21 protein-coding genes are annotated in these 21,152 nt (G+C 64.6%); 9 read left to right on the top strand and 12 right to left on the bottom strand.

Annotation, left to right across the window (positions count from 1 at the left end):
- Positions 1 to 12: 12 nt before the first annotated feature.
- Positions 13 to 612, bottom strand: coding sequence for a nuclear transport factor 2 family protein (locus N2603_RS04750; protein ID WP_260387873.1), 600 nt, complete (start codon positions 610 to 612; stop codon positions 13 to 15).
- Between the two features lie 183 nt (positions 613 to 795).
- On the opposite strand from N2603_RS04750, the gene N2603_RS04745 reads away from it, so the two are divergent.
- A complete protein-coding gene (locus N2603_RS04745) occupies positions 796 to 1,269 on the top strand; it encodes an energy transducer TonB family protein (protein ID WP_260387872.1) in 474 nt (157 codons plus the stop codon).
- Between the two features lie 67 nt (positions 1,270 to 1,336).
- Here the strand turns inward: N2603_RS04745 and N2603_RS04740 are convergent, their stop codons facing one another.
- Complete coding sequence (locus N2603_RS04740; RefSeq protein WP_026312585.1) at positions 1,337 to 2,143, bottom strand: response regulator; 807 nt, start codon at positions 2,141 to 2,143, stop codon at positions 1,337 to 1,339.
- A gap of 221 nt (positions 2,144 to 2,364) precedes the next feature.
- On the opposite strand from N2603_RS04740, the gene N2603_RS04735 reads away from it, so the two are divergent.
- Together N2603_RS04735 and N2603_RS04730 are read left to right on the top strand one after the other, a co-directional pair.
- Positions 2,365 to 2,598, top strand: a complete 234-nt coding sequence (locus N2603_RS04735; RefSeq protein ID WP_018646833.1) for a NepR family anti-sigma factor — start codon at positions 2,365 to 2,367, stop codon at positions 2,596 to 2,598.
- Positions 2,598 to 3,146, top strand: a complete 549-nt coding sequence (locus N2603_RS04730; RefSeq protein ID WP_018646832.1) for a sigma-70 family RNA polymerase sigma factor — start codon at positions 2,598 to 2,600, stop codon at positions 3,144 to 3,146. The genes N2603_RS04735 and N2603_RS04730 overlap by 1 nt, the downstream gene beginning before the upstream one ends.
- 67 nt (positions 3,147 to 3,213) lie before the next feature.
- Here the strand turns inward: N2603_RS04730 and N2603_RS04725 are convergent, their stop codons facing one another.
- From N2603_RS04725 to N2603_RS04690, 8 genes are all read right to left on the bottom strand, one after another.
- Positions 3,214 to 3,912, bottom strand: a complete 699-nt coding sequence (locus tag N2603_RS04725) for a nitroreductase (protein WP_260387871.1) — start codon at positions 3,910 to 3,912, stop codon at positions 3,214 to 3,216.
- Positions 3,913 to 4,051: 139 nt separating this feature from the next.
- On the bottom strand, positions 4,052 to 5,296 hold the full coding sequence (locus N2603_RS04720) for an acyl-CoA dehydrogenase (protein WP_260387870.1): 1,245 nt from the start codon (positions 5,294 to 5,296) through the stop codon (positions 4,052 to 4,054).
- A 136-nt stretch (positions 5,297 to 5,432) separates the two neighbouring features.
- A complete protein-coding gene (locus N2603_RS04715; protein WP_260387869.1) occupies positions 5,433 to 6,677 on the bottom strand; it encodes an acyl-CoA dehydrogenase in 1,245 nt (414 codons plus the stop codon).
- Positions 6,678 to 6,796: 119 nt separating this feature from the next.
- Positions 6,797 to 7,924 carry an acyl-CoA dehydrogenase family protein gene (locus N2603_RS04710; RefSeq protein WP_260387868.1) on the bottom strand — a complete coding sequence of 376 codons (1,128 nt, stop codon included), beginning with the start codon at positions 7,922 to 7,924 and terminating at the stop codon, positions 6,797 to 6,799.
- 157 nt (positions 7,925 to 8,081) lie between these two features.
- Positions 8,082 to 9,953, bottom strand: coding sequence for an AMP-binding protein (locus N2603_RS04705; RefSeq protein WP_260387867.1), 1,872 nt, complete (start codon positions 9,951 to 9,953; stop codon positions 8,082 to 8,084).
- Positions 9,954 to 9,996: 43 nt separating this feature from the next.
- On the bottom strand, positions 9,997 to 10,803 hold the full coding sequence (locus N2603_RS04700) for an enoyl-CoA hydratase/isomerase family protein (protein ID WP_260387866.1): 807 nt from the start codon (positions 10,801 to 10,803) through the stop codon (positions 9,997 to 9,999).
- Positions 10,804 to 10,995: 192 nt separating this feature from the next.
- Positions 10,996 to 11,754 carry an SDR family NAD(P)-dependent oxidoreductase gene (locus N2603_RS04695; RefSeq protein ID WP_260387865.1) on the bottom strand — a complete coding sequence of 253 codons (759 nt, stop codon included), beginning with the start codon at positions 11,752 to 11,754 and terminating at the stop codon, positions 10,996 to 10,998.
- Positions 11,755 to 11,821: 67 nt separating this feature from the next.
- Entirely contained in the window at positions 11,822 to 12,400 is a 579-nt protein-coding gene (locus N2603_RS04690) for a TetR family transcriptional regulator (protein ID WP_244635836.1), read from the bottom strand.
- A 236-nt stretch (positions 12,401 to 12,636) separates the two neighbouring features.
- On the opposite strand from N2603_RS04690, the gene N2603_RS04685 reads away from it, so the two are divergent.
- Both N2603_RS04685 and N2603_RS04680 read left to right on the top strand, forming a co-directional pair.
- Entirely contained in the window at positions 12,637 to 13,809 is a 1,173-nt protein-coding gene (locus N2603_RS04685; RefSeq protein WP_260387864.1) for an acetyl-CoA C-acetyltransferase, read from the top strand.
- A 185-nt stretch (positions 13,810 to 13,994) separates the two neighbouring features.
- Positions 13,995 to 15,539: an acyl-CoA synthetase gene (locus N2603_RS04680; RefSeq protein ID WP_260387863.1), complete on the top strand. Its 1,545-nt coding sequence runs from the start codon at positions 13,995 to 13,997 to the stop codon at positions 15,537 to 15,539.
- A 179-nt stretch (positions 15,540 to 15,718) separates the two neighbouring features.
- Here N2603_RS04680 and N2603_RS04675 read toward each other — a convergent pair whose 3' ends face one another.
- Complete coding sequence (locus N2603_RS04675) at positions 15,719 to 16,261, bottom strand: methylated-DNA--[protein]-cysteine S-methyltransferase (RefSeq protein ID WP_260387862.1); 543 nt, start codon at positions 16,259 to 16,261, stop codon at positions 15,719 to 15,721.
- Between the two features lie 137 nt (positions 16,262 to 16,398).
- Between N2603_RS04675 and N2603_RS04670 the strand changes: the two genes are divergently transcribed.
- Together N2603_RS04670 and N2603_RS04665 are read left to right on the top strand one after the other, a co-directional pair.
- Positions 16,399 to 17,217, top strand: coding sequence for an alpha/beta fold hydrolase (locus tag N2603_RS04670; RefSeq protein WP_260387861.1), 819 nt, complete (start codon positions 16,399 to 16,401; stop codon positions 17,215 to 17,217).
- Positions 17,218 to 17,219: 2 nt separating this feature from the next.
- Positions 17,220 to 18,032: an alpha/beta fold hydrolase gene (locus N2603_RS04665; protein WP_260387860.1), complete on the top strand. Its 813-nt coding sequence runs from the start codon at positions 17,220 to 17,222 to the stop codon at positions 18,030 to 18,032.
- 37 nt (positions 18,033 to 18,069) lie between these two features.
- On the opposite strand, the gene N2603_RS04660 is transcribed toward N2603_RS04665, so the two are convergent.
- Entirely contained in the window at positions 18,070 to 18,525 is a 456-nt protein-coding gene (locus N2603_RS04660) for a carboxymuconolactone decarboxylase family protein (protein WP_260424144.1), read from the bottom strand.
- Positions 18,526 to 18,624: 99 nt separating this feature from the next.
- Between N2603_RS04660 and N2603_RS04655 the strand changes: the two genes are divergently transcribed.
- Both N2603_RS04655 and N2603_RS04650 read left to right on the top strand, forming a co-directional pair.
- Positions 18,625 to 19,494: a sigma-70 family RNA polymerase sigma factor gene (locus tag N2603_RS04655; protein ID WP_260387859.1), complete on the top strand. Its 870-nt coding sequence runs from the start codon at positions 18,625 to 18,627 to the stop codon at positions 19,492 to 19,494.
- 87 nt (positions 19,495 to 19,581) lie between these two features.
- On the top strand, positions 19,582 to 20,838 hold the full coding sequence (locus N2603_RS04650; protein WP_260387858.1) for a M20/M25/M40 family metallo-hydrolase: 1,257 nt from the start codon (positions 19,582 to 19,584) through the stop codon (positions 20,836 to 20,838).
- Positions 20,839 to 21,152: the final 314 nt, after the last annotated feature.

Below are 21,152 nucleotides of genomic sequence, written 5' to 3'. Positions count from 1 at the left end.
TTTGTCTGGGGCTTACTTCGCTTTCCCCGCCAGCCAGTCCCGCCCCTCGCTATAGAGCCTCTCGACCTCAGCACCGGTCAAGCCCGGCATGTCGCGCTTGACCTTGTAGCCGATCAGCTCCTGCATGTAAGCGAGATGCCGGTAGCCTTCGGGAAGCGCGGCGAGCGCCTGCTGATCGAGTCGCAACGTCGCGGCGGGATCGACCGGGTCGATGCGGTCCTTCTCGTAGATCGGCTGGCGGCGGACGATGCCCCATTTCCCCTGCCGCTTCTCCAGGAAATCGTAGAAGCGGCCGGTGCAGACGACGTCGCAAAGCACGTCGTGTACAGGTGCGCGCTGCGAGATCGTCATCTTGGTCTGGGCGATGGCGCGTTCGCCGGACAGGTCGATGCTGGTGCCGCCGAGAAAATGCAGGATGCGCACGCCCTTGGCGAACCCCTCCTGGCTGACGCGCATGAAATCCCGCGCCGGCCCTTGAAACCAGGTGGCGGACATCCAGCCCTCCTCGTGCCAGACGGTCGCAAAACGCTCCCAGTCACCGGCGTCGCGCCACACCGCCCAGTTCTCGACGAGGTCGCGGATGGCGAAGCGATCGAGCAGTTGCTGGTCCATGGTACGTCCCTCCCGGCGGCTTGACGCTGCGCTGAATCTCATCGGCCCGACGTATCAACGGGGCAATTGGGTTGCCGTCAAGCGCCCGATGCTTCGCGGCCGCTCGAATTGCCCACAACGGGGCAAGCGCGATACGAGCAACGAGTCTTGCAATCAACCGGACCGCGACTAGTATCCGCACCGATGCAGATGAAATTCCCCTTGCTGGCCGCGCTTCTCGGATTGCTCGCGGCTTTCCCCGCGTATGCGCAGACTGAGGCGCTAGACACCCAAGAGAGCTCTATCAACGCCTGGAAAAGGCAAGTTTCCAATCGACTGTTCAGCAAGAGGATCTATCCGCGCAATTCGCCTGCCGAAGGCGGAACGGCGAAAGTCCTGTTTGTTCTCGATCGGACGGGCAATTTGATTTCGAGCGCGCTGGTCGAAAGCACGGGCTCCAGCGAACTCGACGCCGCAGCCTTAGCGATGGTGGAAGCGGCTGCGCCATTTCCGGAGCCGCCCGCCGAGATTGGGGATGACAGTCTTCACCTCACGGCGCCAATCGTCTTCAGGGCAAAAACGACGCTACCGTGGTCGGGTAGCCCGCCGCCCGCAGAGGCGGCCGCAGAACAAGCTAAGGTCGATGCCAAGATGCGCAGCATCTGCCGGGGCTGCTGAAAAGGGTAGGCAAACAAAAAACGGCGCGCCTTGCAGCGCGCCGTTCTGTTTTTCGATACGAGCTTCCTTACGCCGCCGGGACCTTCGGCGCGCGGTTGCGCGAATTGCGCTGGAAGAACAGCGCCTGGCTCGCCACCGCCGACACCATCGCCGGCTGGAACGGTTTTGAGATCAGGAATGCCGGCTCCGGCCGTTCGCCGGTGAGGAAGCGCTCCGGATAGGCAGTGATGAACACCACCGGCACCTCGAAGGTGCGCAGCAATTCGTTGACGGCATCAAGCCCCGACGAGCCGTCGGCGAGCTGGATGTCGGCGAGGATCAGGCCGGGCCGCTTGTTCTTGGCGAGCGCCACCGCGTCGGCATGAGTGCGTGCGACGCCGACGACATTGTGGCCGAGATTCTTCACCAGGCTCTCGAGGTCCATGGCGATGAACGTCTCGTCCTCGATGATCAGTACGTCGGTGGCAATCTCGGCCGCCATCTCGCGCCCTGCGGCATCGGCCAGACGCCGCGTCTCGGCAACGTCGGTGCTGAGGATGAAGGCGACTTCCTCTTCCGAAAATCCCTCCAGCGACAGCAGCAGGAATGCCTGCCGCGGCAGCGGCGTGATGTTCGACAGCCGACGCTCGGGCGGCATCGGCAGGGTCGTCACCTCGGCATCGTCGTTGACGGACACCGAATTCCAGATCTGGGTGAACAGCCGGAACAGGCCCGCGCGGGGCCCATGGCTCTCGTCGAGGACCGACGGATCTCCCAGCATGGCTTCCAACATGGCTGCGACATAGGCGTCACCGGAGGCCTGGCTGCCCGTCAGGGCGCGTGCGTACCGGCGCAGCAACGGCAAGTGTTCAGCAACAAGCTGTGAACGGGACATCCCCACTCCATTCATCTTCGGGCCGACCTCAGAGAAACAGGAACAACGAGGGGAGGCCCGGGTTCCCCTGCTGGGCTGACTACGCCTCAGGACAAGAAAAGTTCCGCGACAGGGGGAACTTTTTGACGAACCTGGAATTGTGCCTATCCAGGGAACGGCTCCCGGTTGAGAAAACTTCTCGAATTTACAGTAACTTAACTCGGGGAAACGTGGAACAGGTCATGAAAGATCTCAAGTCTCAAGCCAGCAAAAGCACGACCCCCGGCAAGGGAGGCCTCACTCCGGAGATCCAATCCCGGATCGGGCATCAACTGCGCGCCATGTACGACGACGTCGTGCGGCAAGGGGTTCCGGACCGGTTCGCGGAACTGATCAAGAAACTTGATGCGCCGGGAGGCGCACCCCAAGTGGAAATTGATGGGGGCTCCAACGACAACAACAATGGGAGGGATTAATGCCTCTCACGGAATCCCTGCGTAACGACATCCTTGCGGCCGTGCCAAGTCTGCGCGCGTTCGCGATCTCGCTCAGCGGCAACGCTGACCGCGCCGACGATCTGGTTCAGGAAACGCTGTTGCGCGCGCTCGCCAACATCGACTCCTTCCAGCCCGGCTCCAACCTGCCGGCCTGGCTGTTCACGATCCTGCGCAACCTGTTTCGCTCCGACTATCGCAAGCGGCGGCGCGAGGTCGAGGATGCCGAGGGCAATTATGCCAAGACGCTGAAGACGCAGCCTTCGCAGAATGCGCATCTCGAGTTCGAGGAGTTTCGCGGCGCACTCGAGAAGCTTCCGCAGGACCAGCGCGAGGCCTTGATCCTGGTCGGTGCCTCCGGCTTCTCCTATGAGGATGCGGCCTCGATCTGCGGCTGCGCGGTCGGCACGATCAAGAGCCGCGTCAATCGCGCGCGCTCGAAGCTCGCCGCACTGCTCTATGTCGACGGCGCCGAAGACTTCGGGCCTGACGAGACCGTGCGCGCCGTGATCGGCGGCAGCGGCGGATAGCGCAGCCATCGGGTCCACAGCAGACGTGTGAAGGCGGCCGTTCGCGCGGCCGCCTTCGCGTACGTCCTCACTCCTCCACGAACGTCACGGTATCAGGCACGCTCGCGCGCGAGGTGCGGTAGCTGTTGACCTTGTGGGCGTGGTCGGCATAGCCGAACGAGATGCCGCAGACGACGCGGCGATCGTCGGGCAGGTTGAAATGGCGGCGGATCAGGCCGGAGTGGCGCGCCAGCGCCGCCTGCGGAATCGTGCCGAGCCCGAGCGCCTGCGCGGCCAGCATGAAATTGGAGACATAGGCGCCGCAATCGATCGCGCCGTAGATGCCGAGCGGCTCGTTGGTGTGAATGATCGCGATATGCGGCGCGCCGAAGAAATTGTAGTTCTCCAGCGCCTGCTTGGCGTAGGCGGCCTTGTCGCCGCGGGCAATGCCGAGCGTGTTGTAGAGCTGGAAGCCGCTCTCGCGGCGGCGCTCGAGATAGACCCCGACATATTCGCGCGGCGGGATGAAATCGTAATCGTCGCCGAGGCCTTTCGAGGCCTCCGCGTAGATCGCCTTGCGAAAACGCTCCTTGGCCTCGCCGCTGGCGATGATGACCTGCCAGGGCTGGCTGTTGCACCAGGACGCGGTGCGCTGCGCGGTGGTCAGCACATGCGCGATGGTGGCGCGGTCGACCTCCTTGGGCAGGAAGGCGCGGACCGAGTAGCGCTCGTTGAGGAGCTCTTCGAGCACGCCGATGCGGTCGTATTGTTTCACTTGTGCGTCCATGGATCAGCTCGCGCTTTCTCTTCGTAGGGTGGGCAAAGACGCGCAGCGTCGTGCCCACCGACAGACTTTCCCCGACGCATCTGCATATGGTGGGCACGCTTCGCTTTGCCCACCCTACGAGATACCGCGAGACGTGAGATCACCGCCCCTTGGTCGGGATCTTGTTATACGGCACATCCTTGTCGACGCGGATGTCACCCGGCAGGCCCAGCACGCGCTCCGCGATGATGTTGCGCAAAATCTCGTCGGTGCCGCCGGCGATGCGCATCGAGGGCGAGGACAGCAGCATCTGCTGGAACTGGCCCTGCACCGTCTCCTCGTCGCTGCCGGTGAGAACACCGGCCGCGCCCTGCAGGTCCATCGCGAAGGTCGCGATGTCCTGCAGCATCATGCCGGACACCAGCTTGCCGATCGAGTTCTCCGGCCCCGGTCGCTCGCCCTTCGACAGCGCCGAGATGGTGCGGTAGCTGGTGTATTTCAGCCCGCTCGACTTGGCCGCCCAGCTCGCCAGCTTCGAGCGCACCGCGGGATCGTCGATCGCAAGCCCGTCCTCCAGCATCAGATTGGAGCAGAACTCGAACATCTCAGGCACGCCGGTCGCGAGCCGCGAGCCGATCGACATGCGCTCGTTCATCAGCGTGGTCAGCGACACGCTCCAGCCTTCGCCGACGGCACCGAGACGCTGGCTGTCGGGGATCACGACGTCGGTGAAATAGACCTCGTTGAACTCCTGCATGCCGTTGGCCTGCCTGATCGGCCGCACCTCGACGCCGGGGCTCTTCATGTTGAGGAAGAACATGGTGAGGCCCTTGTGCTTGGGCACATTCGGATCGGTGCGCGCGATCAGAAGACCATAGTCGGAGTAATGCGCGCCCGAGGTCCAGATCTTCTGGCCGTTGACGACCCAGTTGTCGCCCTTCTTCTCCGCGCGCGTGCGCAGGCCCGCGACGTCGGAGCCGGCCGACGGCTCGGAGAACAGCTGGCACCAGATCTCCTCGCCCGAGGCGAGCTTCGGCAAATAGCGGCGCTTGGCATCCTCGCTGCCGAACGCCATGACGGTCGGGCCGCACATGCCCTCGCCGATCTGGAACGGCTGGGTCAGCTTGCCGTAGACGCCCTCCTCCTGCTGCCAGATCACCCGCTCGATCGGGCTCGCGCCGCGGCCGCCGTAGTCCTTCGGCCAGTGCAGGCAGGCCCAGTTGCCCTCGAACTTCTTCTTCTGCCAGGCCTTGCCGACATCGACGATGTCGTGCTTGGCAAGCCGGATGCGGCCGAGCGAGGACTTTGACAGTTCGGCATGCAGCTCCTTCGGCGCATTGGCCTCGACCCATTTGCGCGCGGTCTCGCGGAATGCGGCTTCCTGCGGGGTGTCGTCGAAATTCATCTTCGAGCTCTCCTCTCTCGTGCCCCGGACGCTGCGCAGCGCGAAGCGGTGCGCTGCAGAGCCGGGGCCCCTCGTGACCTTCTGGGTCCCGGCTCTGCGGAGCGGTACTTCGTACCGCACCGCGTCCGGGACACAATCAGCCTCTTCCCTTCGTCGGGATCTTGTTGAACGGCACGTCCTTGTCGACACGGATATCGCCGGGCAGGCCCAGCACCCGCTCGGCGATGATGTTGCGCATGATCTCGTCGGTGCCGCCTTCGACGCGCGTGCCGGGCGCACGCAGCAGCATGGCCTGGAAACGACCGGCCAGCTCGCCATCCTCGCCGCTGACCACGCCGCTCGCACCCTGCAAGTCCAGCGCGTAGGTTGCGACATCCTGGATCATCGACCCCGCAACCAGCTTGCCGATGGAATTTTCCGGACCCGGCCGCTCGCCTCTCGACAGCGCCGAGATCGCGCGCATGCTGGTGTATTTCAACCCGCTCGCCTTCACCGCCCAGTTCGCCAGCTTCGAGCGCACCGCGCGATCCTCGATCGCCGGACCGCCGTCGAGCATCAGGCTCGAGCAATACTCGAACAATTCGGGGAAACCGGTCGAGACGGCCGCGCCGATCGCGCTACGCTCGTTCATCAGCGTGGTCAGCGAGACGTTCCAGCCGTCACCGACCTCGCCGAGGCGCTGATGATCGGGAATGCGGACGTTGGTGAAATAGACCTCGTTGAAGTCGGAGGCGCCGCTCGCCTGCTTGATCGGCCTGACCTCGACGCCCGGGCTCTTCATGTCCAGGAAGAACATGGTGAGGCCCTTGTGCTTGGGCACGGTCGGATCGGTGCGCGTCAGAAGGATGCCGTAGTCGGAATAATGCGCGCCCGAGGTCCAGATCTTCTGGCCGTTGATGATCCAGTCGTCGCCGTCCTTCTCGGCGCGGGTGCGAAGCCCCGCAACGTCGGAGCCGCCGGCGGGTTCGGAGAACAGCTGGCACCAGACCTTTTCGCCGGAAGCGAGCGGCGGCAAATAGGTGCGCTTATGCTCCTCGCGCGCGAACGCCATCATGGTCGGTCCGCACATGCCGTGGCCGATGATGAACATGCGGGACAACTGGCCGAACGGCCCCTCTTCCTGCTGCCAGATCACGCGCTCGATCGGCGAGGCGCCGCGGCCGCCATACTCCTTCGGCCAGTGCAGGCAGGCCCAGCCGGCATCGGCCTTCTTCTTCTGCCAGGCCTTTGCCACTTCAAGAATGTTGGCGTTCTTGAGCACGGTGCGGCCGAGCGAGGATTTGCGCAGCTCCTCTTCGTATTGCTTGGGCGCATTCGCGCCGATCCAGGCGCGGGCGGTGGCGCGGAATTCGGCCTCTTGCGGGGTGTCGTCGAAGTTCATGGTCTCTCATCCCTCGCCGGCGTCGTAGGATGGGTAGAGCGAAGCGAAACCCATCTTTTAGACCACCCGCGTTATGATGGGTTTCGCTACGCTCTACCCATCCTACAAATAACCGATCACTACGCCGCGTTCTTCGTCCGCATGCGGTCGATCAGCTGGTCTTCCCAATAGCTGAGGCTGCCGAGCCCGAGCGCCATGGCGTTGGCACGGCGGTAGTACATGTGGCAGTCGAACTCCCAGGTGAAGCCCATGCCGCCGTGAACCTGGATGTTGTTCTTGGCGCAGTGCTGGAACGCCTGTGTCGCGCTGATGCGCGCGGCGGCAGCAGCTTCCGGCAACTCGGCCGCGTTGGTCGAGAGCGCCCAGGCGCCGTAATAGCTGTTGGAGCGCGCCAGCGTCGCCGAGACGTACATGTCGGCGAGCATGTGCTTGACCGCCTGGAACGAGCCGATCTGACGGCCGAAGGCGATGCGGTCGAGCGCGTAGTCGCGGCCCATTTCCAACGCGCGGTCGGAGCCGCCGACCTGCTCGAACGCGCACAGCACCGCAGCGCGGTCGAGCACCTGGGTCAAAATGCTCCAGCCATCGCCGGCGGCGCCAAGCGGCTCGGCCTTGCAGTCCTTGAAGGTGAGCTCGGCCTGCCCACGGGTCGGATCAAGATTGGTGAGGTTTTTGACCTCGACGCCGCCGGCCTTGAGGTCGACCAGGAACAGCGAGATGTCGTTCTCGCGCCCGCTCGATCCGGTGCGCGCGGCAACCACCGCGAAGTCGGCGATGCCGCCGTCGGCGACGGGCTTCTTGACGCCGTTGAGCACGCCATTCGCGGCCGTCAGCTTGACGTTCTTCGGCGCCGGATTGCCCTTGCCCTCGAACAGCGCCAGCGTGCCGATCGCCTCGCCCGAAGCGATCGCCGGCAACCATTTCTTCTTCTGCGCCTCGCTGCCGGCGATCAGCAGCGCTTCGGCGGCAAGATACACGGTCGAGGAGAACGGCACCGGCGCATTGGCCCGGCCCATTTCCTCCGCGATCACGCAAAGCTCGAGATGGCCGGCACCGGCGCCGCCGAACTCTTCCGGAATGGCAACGCCGAGAAAGCCCATCTCGGCAAGGCCCTTCCACAGGTCCTTGTCGTAAGCAGACTTGCCGTCGAGCACCACGCGCACCGCCTTGGGCGAGCATTTTTCGGCGAGGAATTTGCGCGCCTGATCGCGGAGCTGTTTCTGGTCGTCGGAGAAATCGAAGTTCATGGCGGCTTACCCTTGTTTATTTGTTGTTTTCATTGATGCCGTCATTCCGGGGCGCGCGTAGCGCGAGCCCGGAATCCATAACCACGAATCGGGGGTATGGATTCCGGGCCTGGCCCTTCGGGCCATCCCGGAATGACGAGGTGAGAGAGTTGCGCACTCATCGCAGCACGATCACATCTTCATCCGGCTCATCGGCATAGAGCCGCTCCACCAGCGCGGCGCGGCGTTCGAGGCCGGCGCGCTGGTTGATGTAGCCCTTGTCGGTGAGCTCGTTGCCGTCGATCGAGGGCGGCTCGACCATCAGCATGGCGCGGGCGATGATGCGGCTGCTGGCGCCCTCGCACTCCCGGTTGTGAGTCTCCAGCCCGCGCCTGAAGCAGGCGAGCACGTCAGGGTGCTTCACCGCATCCGCAAAACTCAGATCGGGATTGCCGACGAGCTGACGGCAGGCATGCAGGTTCGGCCAGGCGAGCAGGCCGATGAAGGCGCGATCCTGTCCCGCGACCAGTGCATCATGCACGACGGGCGTCGCCGCCGCGATCGCGTCGGTGCGGAGCGAGCCGACATGCACGAAGGTGCCGGTGGTGAGCTTGAAGTCCTCGACCACGCGCCCCGCAAAGATGATACCCTTCACCGGATCGGCATCGTCGACGAAGATGCCGGCATCGCCGATGCAGTAAAAACCTTCCTCGTCGAACATCTTCTTGGTCAGGTCAGGCTGACCAAAGTAGCCGGGCGTGACGTTGACGCCGCGCAGGCGCAGCTCGTATTTTGAGCCGCACGGCACCATCTTCAATTCGACGCCGGGGAACGGCAGGCCGATCAGGCCGACGCGCTCGGTGTCCCAATAGGTGCCGGTCGAGGTCGGCGCGGTCTCGGTCGAACCCCAGCCGGTGTAGAACACGATACGCTCGCCGGTGGTCTTCACCGCCAGCGCCTGCATGCGCTCGTAGAGATCGTCCGGCAGCCGCGCGCCGCCATAGGCCATGATCGACAAATTCTTGAAGAACGAGCGGCACAGCGCATCGTCCTTCTCCATCGCAGCCGCGAGCGCGGCATAGCCGGCGGGCACGTTGGCGTAGTAGGTCGGCGAGATCTCGCGCAGGTTTCGCAGCGTCTCCTCGAACTGGCCCGGCATCGGCCGGCCGTCGTCGATATAGAGCGTGCCGCCATCGACCAGCACAGGGTGGAACGCCGCGTTACCGCCCATCGTGTGATTCCACGGCATCCAGTCCAGCATGGTCGAAATTGGACCATCAGGCGTGCGCGGCCGCACCTGCATCATCATCGCCGCATTGGCGCACATCATCTCCTGCGTGTTGATGACGGCCTTGGGCATGCCGGTCGAGCCCGACGTGAACAGCAGCTTGCCGACCGTCTGCGGCGTGATTTTTGCGATCGACGCTTCGACGTCGGCGGTGACGGGCGTTGCCGCGAGCTCGGCGAAACTGACGCTCTTGATGCCGTCGCAGGGCCGCGCGACGTGAACGACGGTAACGCCAGTGAGGTCGAGCGCTTTCAGCGCCTTCTCGAAGGTCGGGCCGTCCTGCACCATCACCACGGCCGGCTTGACCAGGTTGAACAGGTACTTCAGCTTGACGTGATCGTGGCTCATCAGCGAGTAGGCCGGCGACACCGGTGCAGCCGGGACGCGCGCCTGCATCGCGGCCTGCGTCATCAGCGCGTGCTCGATCGAGTTGCCGGAGAGGATCGTGACCGGGCGCCCCGCGAGCTTGAGATTGAGCAGGCCTTGCGTCAGCGCATCGACCGTGCGCTTGGCGTCGCCATAGGAAACTTTTCGCCATTCACGGTTGGCACCGCCGCGCTGCGCGAGCCAGATACGCTCCGGCGCTTCCTTCGCCCATTTCGCCAGCGACGCCGGGATGTGCGTCTCATATGCTTGCAGCGGAATGCGCGACTTCAACACCACCGTGCCGTCGGCGCGGCGCTCGACGTCGATGTCGCGCTTGAGCCACTCGACCTTGCGAAAGGCGGGCTTCGTCATCACCGCCGCCGCGCTTCCACTCATTTTGCGTCTCCCGGAATTATCGTCCTTTGCGGATCTTCGTGGTTCAGCGCTTGATATAGACAGGCTTTCGCTTCTCAAGGAAGGCCCTGATGCCCTCCGAAAACTCTTCCGAGCGGCTGCACAGAACCTGGTTGCGATCCTCCATCGCGATCGCAGCTTCCAGCGAACCGGCATCCACGCTCATGTTGAGACATTCCTTCGACAACCGCAGCCCCACGGGCGACGCCGTCATCATCGCATCGACATAAGGCTCGGCCGCATCATCGAGCTTGTCCTCGTCGACGACCTCCGAGACCAGCCCGACCGCAAGCGCCCGCTCGGCGCCGATGAAGCGCCCGGTGAGGATCAGCTCGGAGGCGACGGAGACACCGACGAGACGCGGCAGGAAATAGCTGGTGCCGATGTCGCAGCCGCCGAGGCCGAGCTTGATGAAGGCGCAGTTCATCCGCGTCGATCTCGTCGCGATGCGGATGTCGGACGCCAGCGCCAGCGCAAACCCGCCGCCGGCCGCCGCGCCCTGCACCAGCGCCAGGATCGGCTGCGGGCAGCGCCGCATCAGCATCACGATGTCGGCGATGCGGCGCTGCGAGTCCAAGGACTCCGTGACGCCCGGCGGCTCCTGCTGCCCGGCACGACGCGCCATCGCGGCCTTGAGATCGAGGCCGGCACAGAAGTTCTTGCCGGCACCCCGGAGCACGACCACGCGCGTGTCGCGGTTGCGCTGCAGTCCCTGGAAATAGACGTTGAGTGCATCGATCAGCGCAGGATCGAGCGCGTTGAGGCTGTCAGGGCGATTGAGCGTCACCCGATCGACACCGTCGTGATGCTCGATCAGCAGCGGTTGGGACATGGGAGCCTCGCACATCAATCATGAGCCGGACTGCCACCCTCCCCTGGAGGGGGAGGGTCGATCGCGCGCAGCGCGAGCGGGGTGGGGTGACGGTCTCTCCCCAACCAACGCTGCCCGAGTGGAGAGATCACCCCACCCCGGCGCTTCGCGCCGACCCTCCCCCTCCAGGGGAGGGTAAAAAGCGAGCCTGCTCTACCTTGGCGCCATCCTGATGGCGCCGTCGAGGCGGATGGTCTCGCCGTTCAGCATCGGGTTCTCGACGATGTGCACCGCGAGCATGCCGTATTCATTGGCATCACCGAGGCGCGAGGGATGCGGCACCTGGGCGCCGAGGCTCTTGCGGGCCTCTTCGTTCAGACCCATCAAGAGCGGCGTGAAGAACAGGCCGGGCGCGATGGTGTTGACGCGAATCTTCTGGCTCGCGAGGTCGCGCGCGGCCGGCAACGTGAGGCCGACGACGCCGCCCTTCGAGGCCGAATAGGCGATCTGGCCGATCTGACCTTCGTAGGCCGCAACCGAGGCGGTGTTGATGATGACGCCGCGCTCTTCGCCGACCGGCTCGATCGTGACGAGGCGCTCGGCGAACAGCCGCAGGCAGTTGAAGGTTCCAATCAGGTTGACGTTGATGATGCGCGCGAATTTTTCGAGCGGATAGACGCCGTCGCGGCCGACGATGCGCTGCGAGCCGCCGATGCCGGCGCAGTTCATCAGCACGCGGGCAACACCATGCGCGGCTTCTGCTTTCGCGATCGCCGCCTTGATCTGCTCCTCGCTGGTGACGTCCGCATGCAGCGCAACTCCATTCACCTCAGTGGCGACCTTCTCGGCGTTCTCCTTGCTCTGATCGATCACGCCGATCCTCGCGCCCTTGGCAGCCATGGCGCGGGCGGTCGCGGCACCAAGGCCAGAACCACCGCCGGTGACGAGAACGGCTACGTCTTTCAACTGCATCGCTTGTACCTTTCCTCTACCTTTTCCTTGGACGTTTCTTCTCTAGACTTATGAAATGTTGGCCGGATCATCCGGCAGCGGCTGCTTCCCCGGCTTGCGTGAGGATGCCGCCGCAAATCAGCGTTTCCATGTGCTTGATGTATTGCCGGCAGACTTCGTCGGTGACCGGGCCGACGCCGGTCGCGCGGGACATCGCGTGCCGGCCGAAGAACAGGTGATCGCAGGCGCCGATCAGGCTGGTGTAGAACAGCACCGGATCGGTCTTGCGGAATTCGCCGCTGCTCTCGCCTTCGGCGAGCAGACGGCGGTGAAAATCGAGCAGCGGTGCGACGAAGAATTTCGAGACCTCGTCGGCCGACCCCGCACTGGTTTCGTGCAGGAGATAGTGGATCAGCCGGTTCATGTAGGGGAACCGGTAGTAGGCGCGGATGATGCCGCCGATATGCAGCTTCAGCTTCGCCGTCGCCGTGATCGGCTGCGCCAGCAGATATTCGAGATTGGAGAGCTCGGTCGCGGCATTGCGCTCGAGCAGCGCCAGCAGCAGGCCGTCCTTGTTCCCGAAATGGTATTTGACCAGCGCGGCGTTGGCGCCCGACTTCTGCGCGATGTCGGAGAGCGAGATCTCGATTGAGGAGCGTTCGATCATCAGCTCGCTCGCGGCCACGAGCAATTTCTCTGCCGTGGAATTTTTTCCGCTGGGGAGCCTGTTCGGTACGCTGGTAACCACGGAAATCCCTGTTTTGGCCGCTGAAGCGGGTCGCAGATAAGCCCAAGCAGCGCCTCATCACAAGAGTTAATTGATCGATTGACTAAATGATCTCGCGCCCGTTTAATCCGCCCCGACAACCAAACCACCGAGAAGAAATTCAGGGAGAAACCGACATGGCCGAGGCTTACATCGTCGCCGCCGCGCGTACCGCCGGCGGGCGCAAGGGGGGCCGTCTCGCCGGTTGGCATCCGGCCGATCTCGCCGCGAAAGTGCTGGACGAGCTGGTCGACCGCACCAAGGTCGACCCCGCGCAGGTCGAGGACGTGATCATGGGCTGCGTGATGCAGGTTGGCGAGCAGTCCAACAACGTCGCGCGCAACGCGATCATGGCATCAAAACTGCCGGAGAGCGTGCCGGGCACCTCGATCGACCGCCAGTGCGGCTCCTCGCAGCAGGCGCTGCACTTTGCAGCCCAAGCGGTGATGTCCGGCACGATGGACGTGGTGATCGCCGCCGGCGTCGAATCCATGACGCGCGTGCCGATGGGCCTGTCGTCGCAGCTTCCGGCCAAGAACGGTTTTGGCAATTACAAGAGCCCGGGCATCGAGGCGAAATATCCCAACATCGTGTTCAGCCAGTTCACCGGCGCGGAAATGATGGCCGAGCGCTACGGCCTCTCTAAGGACGAGCTCGACGAATACTCCTATAACAGCCATCAGCGCGCGATCGCGGCGACGCAAGCCGGTCACTTCAAGAAGGAGATCGTGCCGCTCGAGATCGTCAGGGCCGACGGCAGCAAGGACACCCACCACATCGACGAGGGCATCCGCTTCGACGCGACGCTCGAAGGTATCAAGGGCGTCAAGCTGATCGCCGAGAACGGCAAGCTCACCGCAGCCAGCGCCAGCCAGATCTGCGACGGCGCCTCCGGCGTCATGGTGGTGAACGAGAAGGGCCTGAAGCAGCTCGGCGTCAAGCCGCTCGCCCGCATCCATCACATGACCATGATGGGCGGCGATCCCGTCATCATGCTGGATGCGCCGCTGCACGCAACCAAGCGCGCACTGGAGAAGGCCGGCATGAAGATCGGCGACATCGATTTGTTCGAGGTCAACGAGGCCTTCGCCTCGGTGCCGACCGCCTGGCTCAAGACCACCGGCGCCGACCCTGACAGCCTCAACGTCAACGGCGGCGCTATCGCGCTTGGCCACCCGCTCGGCGGCTCCGGCACCAAGCTGATGACGACGCTGGTCCACGCCCTTTACCAGCGCGGCAAGCGCTATGGTTTGCAGACCATGTGCGAAGGCGGCGGCATGGCGAATGTGACGATCGTGGAGCGGCTGTAGTCGCCGTTGCACCGCTTAGGCGTTGCCACACTAAAGGTGTCGTCCCGGCGAAGGCCGGGACCCATAGCCACGGAGTGCGTGGTTAGGGCGAGCTGGGGCGACATCGCGCTTCAACAATCTGGATCGGTGGTTATGGATCCCGGCTTTCGCCGGGATGACACCTTTTTTGTTGTGAGACCTTCGCGATGACCCACCCCTCCATCCACGCCCGCACCACGCCGAACAAGATCGCCTACCAGATGGCCGGCACCGGCAAGGCGATCACCTATCGCGAGCTCGACGAGCTCTCGAACCAGGGCGCAAACCTGTTCCGCTCGCTCGGGCTGAAGGCCGGCGACCACATCGCGCTCTTGATGGAGAACCGTCTCGCCTTCATGGAGCTCTGCTGGGCGGCACAGCGCAGCGGGCTCTATTACACCGCGATCAGCCGCTATCTGAAGCAGGACGAGATCGACTACATCATCGGCGATTGCGGCGCCAAGGTCGTCATCACCACGCCGAAATGCGCGGACCAGATCAAGGACCTGATCAAGGGCACCGCCGGTGAGCCGATCTTCTACATGATGGACGAGCCGCTGCCCGGCTTCCGCTCCTACGACAAGGAGGCCGCCGCACAGCCGACAACGCCGATCGCCGACGAGGTCGCCGGCTACGACATGCTGTATTCGTCGGGCACCACCGGCCGCCCGAAGGGAATCAAGAAGGCGTTCGAGGGCAATCGTATCGACGTGCCGAACGCGTTCCTTCGCGTACTCTGCGCCGACATGTGCGGCATGAACGCCGAGAGCACTTATCTGTCACCGGCGCCGCTCTATCACGCGGCTCCCTTGCGCTTCAACATGATGGCGATCGTGCTTGGCGGCACCTCCATCATCATGGAGCACTTTGACGCCGAAGAGTTTTTGAAGCTGGTCGAAAAGTACAAGGTGACGCAGTCGCAGCTGGTGCCGACCATGTTCGTACGCATGCTGAAGCTGCCCGACGACGTCCGCAACCGCTACAATGTGTCGACGCTAAAGGGTGCGATCCACGCCGCAGCCCCCTGCCCGGTCGACGTCAAGGCGAAAATGATCGAATGGTGGGGTCCGATCCTGATCGAGTACTACGCCGGCTCCGAAGGCAACGGCGTCACCGTCTGCAACTCGCAACAATGGCTGGAGCACCGCGGCAGCGTCGGCCGCGCCGTGGTCGGCAAGATCAAGATCCTGGACGAGAACGACGAGGAGCAGCCGGTCGGCGAAATCGGCACGGTCTATTTCGCCGATGCTCCCGCGTTCACCTATCACAACGACCCCGAGAAGACGAAGAAGGCCTACAACGCCAAGGGCTGGTCGACGCTCGGCGATGTCGGCTATCTCGACAAGGATGGCTTCCTCTTCCTCACCGACCGCAAGTCCTACATGATCATCTCGGGCGGGGTGAACATCTACCCGCAGGAGACTGAGGACGTGCTGATCACCCATCCCGCGGTCGCCGACGTCGCCGTGTTCGGCGTGCCGAACGAGGAGATGGGCGAGGAGGTGAAGGCGGTGGTGCAGCCGCACGACATGACGCGCGCCGGCAAGGCGCTGGAGGCCGAGCTGATCGCATTCTGCAAGACGCGGCTTTCGGCGATCAAGTGCCCGCGCTCGATCGATTTCGAAGCCGAGCTGCCGCGTACGCCGACCGGCAAGCTGGTGAAGCGGCATCTGCGTGACAAATATTGGCCGAAGACAGCGGCGAAGATTTAGAACGCTCTTTCTTACCCTCCCCTGGAGGGGGAGGGTCGCTGTGCATGCAGCGAAGCGGAATGCGCAGCGGGGTGGGGTGATATCTCCACACGAAACACTGCCCGAGTGGAAAGATCACCCCACCCCGCTCGCGCTGCGCGCGATCGACCCTCCCCCTCCAGGGGAGGATGAAGAAGAGATCAATCAAACAGACTCGGCGTGTGATTCACCAGCGCGCCTTCGATCTCCAGCATCTTCAGCTTCGTCACCACGCCACCATTCGCCGAGAAGCCGCCGGGCTTGTTGCCGGCAGCCAGCACGCGATGGCAGGGCACGACGATCGGACACGGGTTACGGCCGAGCGCCTGGCCGACGTCGCGCGACAGCTGGACGCCGCCGAGCTGCTTGGCGATGTCGCCATAGGTGACGGTCTTGCCCGGCGGAATGGCGCGGGCGATCTCGTAGACGCCGCGGTTGAAGTCGGGCACGCCGTCGAGATCGAGCGGGATGTCGGTGAGATCGTCGGGCTCACCGGCGAGCAGCTTGACGATGCGGTCGATCGCCTGCTGCACCTCGGGCGTCGGCTCGGCTTCGGTCGCCTCCGCATGGCGCTGACTGATGCGGGTGCGGATCTTCTCTTCGCCGCCCATCGGCAATTGCGTGCCGTTGATGCCGCGCGGGCCCCAGGCGATGGCGCAGAGGCCGATCCTGGTGTCGAACAGGGCAAAATGCTGGTCGGTCATGGCTTGGTTCCTGAGCTTGCGTCCTTGTCGCATGCCCCCAATGTGATCTCGGCCCAAATCTAGGCTTGGAAATAGTTGCGATCCACCCGGTTTCCGGGAATCTTGCACAGGAGTTCCAGTCCTCTTGCGAGCCCAGAATGCAAAGCCTCCACGTCAACGGATACGACATGCCCTATCTCGACGTGGGCGACGAAAGAGGCCGCCCGCCGCTGGTCTGTGTGCATGGATCGCTCTCCGACTTCCGTATCTGGGGCTGCGTGCTGGGGCCGCTGACGCAGCGGCACCGGGTGATCGCGGTCAGCCTGAGGCACTTCTTTCCGGAGCGCTGGGACGGTGTAGGCGACACCTATTCGATCGCCCAGCACGTCGACGACGTCATCGCCTTCATCGAAAAACTCGACCTCGGCCCGGTCGACCTGATGGGCCACTCCCGCGGCGGACATATCTGCTTCCGCGTCGCGCAACGCCGGCCGGATCTGCTCCGACGGCTGATCCTGGCCGAGCCCGGCGGCGAGCTCGATGCGAGCCTCGACCCTGACTATGTCGGCGGTCCCTCGCCGTTGCTGGCGCGCTTCACGGCATCGGCCGAGAAGATCGCGGCCGGCGATGTCGACGGCGGCCTCGCCGTGTTCGTCGACACGCTGGAAGGCGCCGGCACTTGGCCGCGGCTGCCGGCAATGGTGAAGCAGAATTTGCGCGACAACGCTTACACGCTGATCGGCCAGGTCCGCGACGATCGCCCGCCGTTCTCGAAGGCGGATGCGGAGCAGATCAAGATGCCGACGCTGTTCATCCTGGGCGCGCGGACCAAGGGCCTCTTGCCGAAGGTGCTGCATGCGCTGGCCGCGCATGCGCCCTATTCCAGGACGGCGATCATCCCGAACGCGACACATCCGATGTTCGAGCAGGCGCCGCAAAAATATTCCGAAGTGGTTCTCGACTTTCTGGCGAGCTGATCATGCAGAGCTTTTCCGTCAACGGTTACGACATGGCCTATCTCGAAGTGGGAGAGGGCCCGCCGCTGGTCTGCGTGCACGGCACGCTCGGGGACTTCCGCACCTGGTATTCGGTGCTCGGCCCGCTGTCGAAGAATCATCGCGTGATCTCGGTCAGCCTGCGGCATTTCTTTCCGGAGCACTGGGACGCCGTCGGCGACGACTACAAGATGGCCCAGCACGTCTCGGACATGATCGCGTTCATCGAGCAGGTGAGGCCCGGCCCGGTCGACCTGATGGGCCATTCACGTGGCGGCCACATCGCGTTTCGCGTGGCGCAGGCGCGGCCTGATCTGCTGCGAAAGCTGGTGCTGGCCGAACCGGGCGGCGATCTCGACGCCAGCCTGCCCGTGCCCGAGGGCACGCCCGCGCATCCGCCGCTGGCAGCGCGGACAGTGCGCTCGGTCGAGATGATCCGCGCCGGCGACCTCGAGGGCGCGCTGCAGAACTTCTACGAGGGCATCGAAGGCGACGGCTCCTGGCGGCGCGTGCCGGCAGCGGCCAAGCAGCAATTGCGCGACAACGCACTGACCTTCCTCGGTCAGATCAACGAGCAGCGCCGGCCTTACACACTCGCCGATGCGCAGGCGATCAGGACGCCGACGCTGCTGATCGGTGGCGGGGCGACGACGGGAAGCCTCTCGGTGATGTGGCGCGTGCTGGCCGAGCATATCGCTGGCGCCAAGACGGCGGTGATCCCAAACGCCGGCCACTGGATGTTCGAGCAGGCTCCGCTGGAGTTCGGCGAGGTGGTCAGCAGGTTTCTGGCGGAGTAGCTCTCTCCTCGCGTACCGAAAGAGAGAAGGAAAGGCCTCACACCTTCCACACACCGACCGGCATCTTGATCGTCGCGTTCAGGCGGTTCCAGACGTTGATGACCGCGATCGAGAGGATCAGCGTTGCCAGCTCGCGCTCGTCGAAATGCTTGGCGGCCTCGTTCCAGATCGCATCCGGCACCGGATCCTCGCGATCGGCGAGGCGCGTGACGGCTTCGGTCAGCGCCAGCGCGGCGCGCTCGGCTTCGGTGAAATAGGGGGCATCGCGCCAGGCCGACACGGCGAACAGGCGCTCGTCGGTCTCGCCCAGCTTGCGGGCGATCTTGGGATGCATGTCGACACAGACACTGCAGCCGTTGATCTGGCTGGCGCGCAGGTGCACCAGTTCCAGGAGCTTTTCCGGCAGGCCCTGCTTGGTCAGATTGCCGAGGGACTGCAGGACATTCATGGCCTCGGGCAGGACCATGACGGGGTGATTCATGCGGGCGTGCATCATTTTCGTCTCCATCGTTCGAATTTCGAAGGTTCCGGTCACATCGGCCGGATTGGCTTCGTCATGGGCATGACGGATCGCGATGAGGGAATGTGACCGATGACCCAAAAAATCTCTGAAGAAAATTTTCTGGCGCGCCAGTTCGAGGCCGACAGGGACCATTTGCGCGCGGTCGCCTACCGGATGCTGGGGTCCCGCGCCGAGGTCGACGACGCCGTGCAGGAGGCCTGGCTGCGGGTCAGCCGCTACGACGTGTCCGACGTCGCGAATTTGCGCGGCTGGCTCACGACCGTGGTCGCGCGCATCTGCCTCGACATGCTGCGCGCACGGAAATCGCGCCGTGAGGATCCGATGGGCCCGCACGTGCCGGAGCCGGTCGACGAAACGCGGCAGCACGAGGCGGAGATGGCCGATTCCGTCGGCGCGGCGCTGCTGGTCGTGCTGGAGACATTGCAGCCGGCGGAGCGGCTGGCCTTCGTGCTGCACGACATGTTCGCAGTCCCCTTCGAGGAGATCGCGCCGATCGTCGGCCGCTCGGTCGACGCCTCGCGGCAACTGGCGAGCCGTGCGCGGCGACGCGTGCAGGGCGCGCCGGTGCCCGAAGCAAACCTGTCGCATCAACGCGGAATCGTCGATGCATTCCTCAAGGCGTCGCGTGAAGGCGATTTCGAGGGCCTGCTCGCCGTGCTCGATCCCGACGTGGTGTTTCGCGCCGACCAGGCCGCGGTGCGGCTCGGCACGCTGGCCGAGATCCGCGGCGCCGACGCCGTCGCGCAACTCTACAAGGGCCGCGCGCAGGCCGCACGCACGGCGCTGGTCGACGGCGCGATGGGCGTTGCCGTCGTCTTGGGCGGACAGTTGCGCATCGTGCTGCGCGTGACCTTCAGCGGCGACCGGATCGCGGCGATCGAGGCGATGGCCGACGCGGACGAGATCGCCGCGATGGAGGTGGAGGTGGTGGAGCCCTAGGCCGGCGTGGCATCGCGCCGTTGCGGGTGCTAGGCTTTCCGCATAATCGCGCAGTGCCCGCGCGCAAGATGCAAGAGGACGCAAGTCATGACTTTCCGCTTCACGCCCCTGCTCGCTTTGTCGCTGCTCGGCCTTGCCGCCGGCGCTACGTCCGCATTCGCGGCCGCCGACGAGAAGCTGAAGGCCGCCGCCGAGCAGGAGAAGACGCCGCTGATCGAGACCTTGCGCGACATGGTGATGATCGAGAGCGGCAGCAGCGACGTCGAGGGCCTGAAGAAGATGGCCGACTTCACCGAAGGACGCCTGAAGGCGCTCGGCGCCACGACGGAGCGGCGCAAGACCACGGCGGGCGCCCGCGCCGACATGGTGATCGCGACGTTCAAGGGCACGGGCACGCGGAAGCTGATGCTGATCGCGCATATGGACACGGTCTATCAGCGCGGCATCCTCGCAAGCGAGCCGTACCGCGTCGACGGCAACCGCATCTATGGCCCGGGCATCGCCGACGACAAGGGCGGCATCGCCGTGGTGCTTCATGCGCTCAAGATGCTGAAGGATGCCGGCTGGGCGGACTACGCGACGCTCACCGTGTCGTTCAATCCGGACGAGGAGGTGGGCTCGCCCGGATCTGGCGAGATCATCGCCGAGCTCGCCGACCAGCACGACGTCGTGCTCTCCTGCGAGCCGACGGTGGCCTCGCCGCCGGCAAAGAACGACTCGCTGCTATTGGGTGCCAGCGGCACCGCGACAGGCACCATCAAGGTGAAGGGCCGCGCCTCGCATGCGGGTGCCGCGCCCGATCTCGGCCGCAACGCGCTGATCGAGCTCTCGCATCAACTGCTCCAGACGCAGGACGTCGCCAAGTCGATCCCGGGCACCCAGCTCAATTGGACGACGGCGAAGGCCGGCACGGTGCGAAATCAAATTCCGGAGGAGGCCGAGGCTGGCGCTGACATCCGCCTCACCATTCCCGATGGCATCGCCAGGCTTCAGGCGGCGCTGGACGAGAAGATCAAGAACCGCCTCGTGCCGGACACCGAGACGACCGTGAAGATCGTGGCGGGCCGCCCGCCCTTCGTCGCCACCGATCGCGGCCGCGCGCTCGCGCAGGAGGGACAGGCGATCTATGCCGAGATCGACCGCAAGCTCGACATCGCCGAGATGACCGGCGGCGCCACCGATGCCGGCTATGCCAATCGCAGCGGCAAGGCGGTGGTGGTCGAGAGCTTCGGCCTTGCCGGCTTCGGCTATCACGCCCGCGACGAGTTCATCGACACCAACTCGATCGTGCCGCGGCTCTATCTGATGAGCCGGATGCTGATCGAGCAGGGCAAGAAGAAGTAGGCGCGGACAACGCGTTTCTCGTGTCCCGGACGCGCTGCAGCGTGAAACGCTGCTGCGCAGAGCCGGGGACCCAGATGGCGACACAGCACAATGCGGCGGCATGGGCCCCGGCTCTGCAGCGCACCGCACCGGGCGATGCTTCGCATCGCCGGCAGCGCTGCGCCGCGTCCGGGGCACGAGAGGGGATATTTGTTCCAAAACAACCCCATGCACAGTAGACGGCCCAAGCAATATCAATAGCTTAGACGGCACCAAAAGAGCGCAGGCGCGGCCTCGGACCGTGCTTGACGCCCTGCCCCGCCCGGGAGTAGGCT

This window comes from Bradyrhizobium huanghuaihaiense (genome assembly GCF_025200885.1).
Classification (GTDB): domain Bacteria; phylum Pseudomonadota; class Alphaproteobacteria; order Rhizobiales; family Xanthobacteraceae; genus Bradyrhizobium; species Bradyrhizobium huanghuaihaiense.
This window is presented reverse-complemented; position numbering and strand designations above follow the sequence as displayed.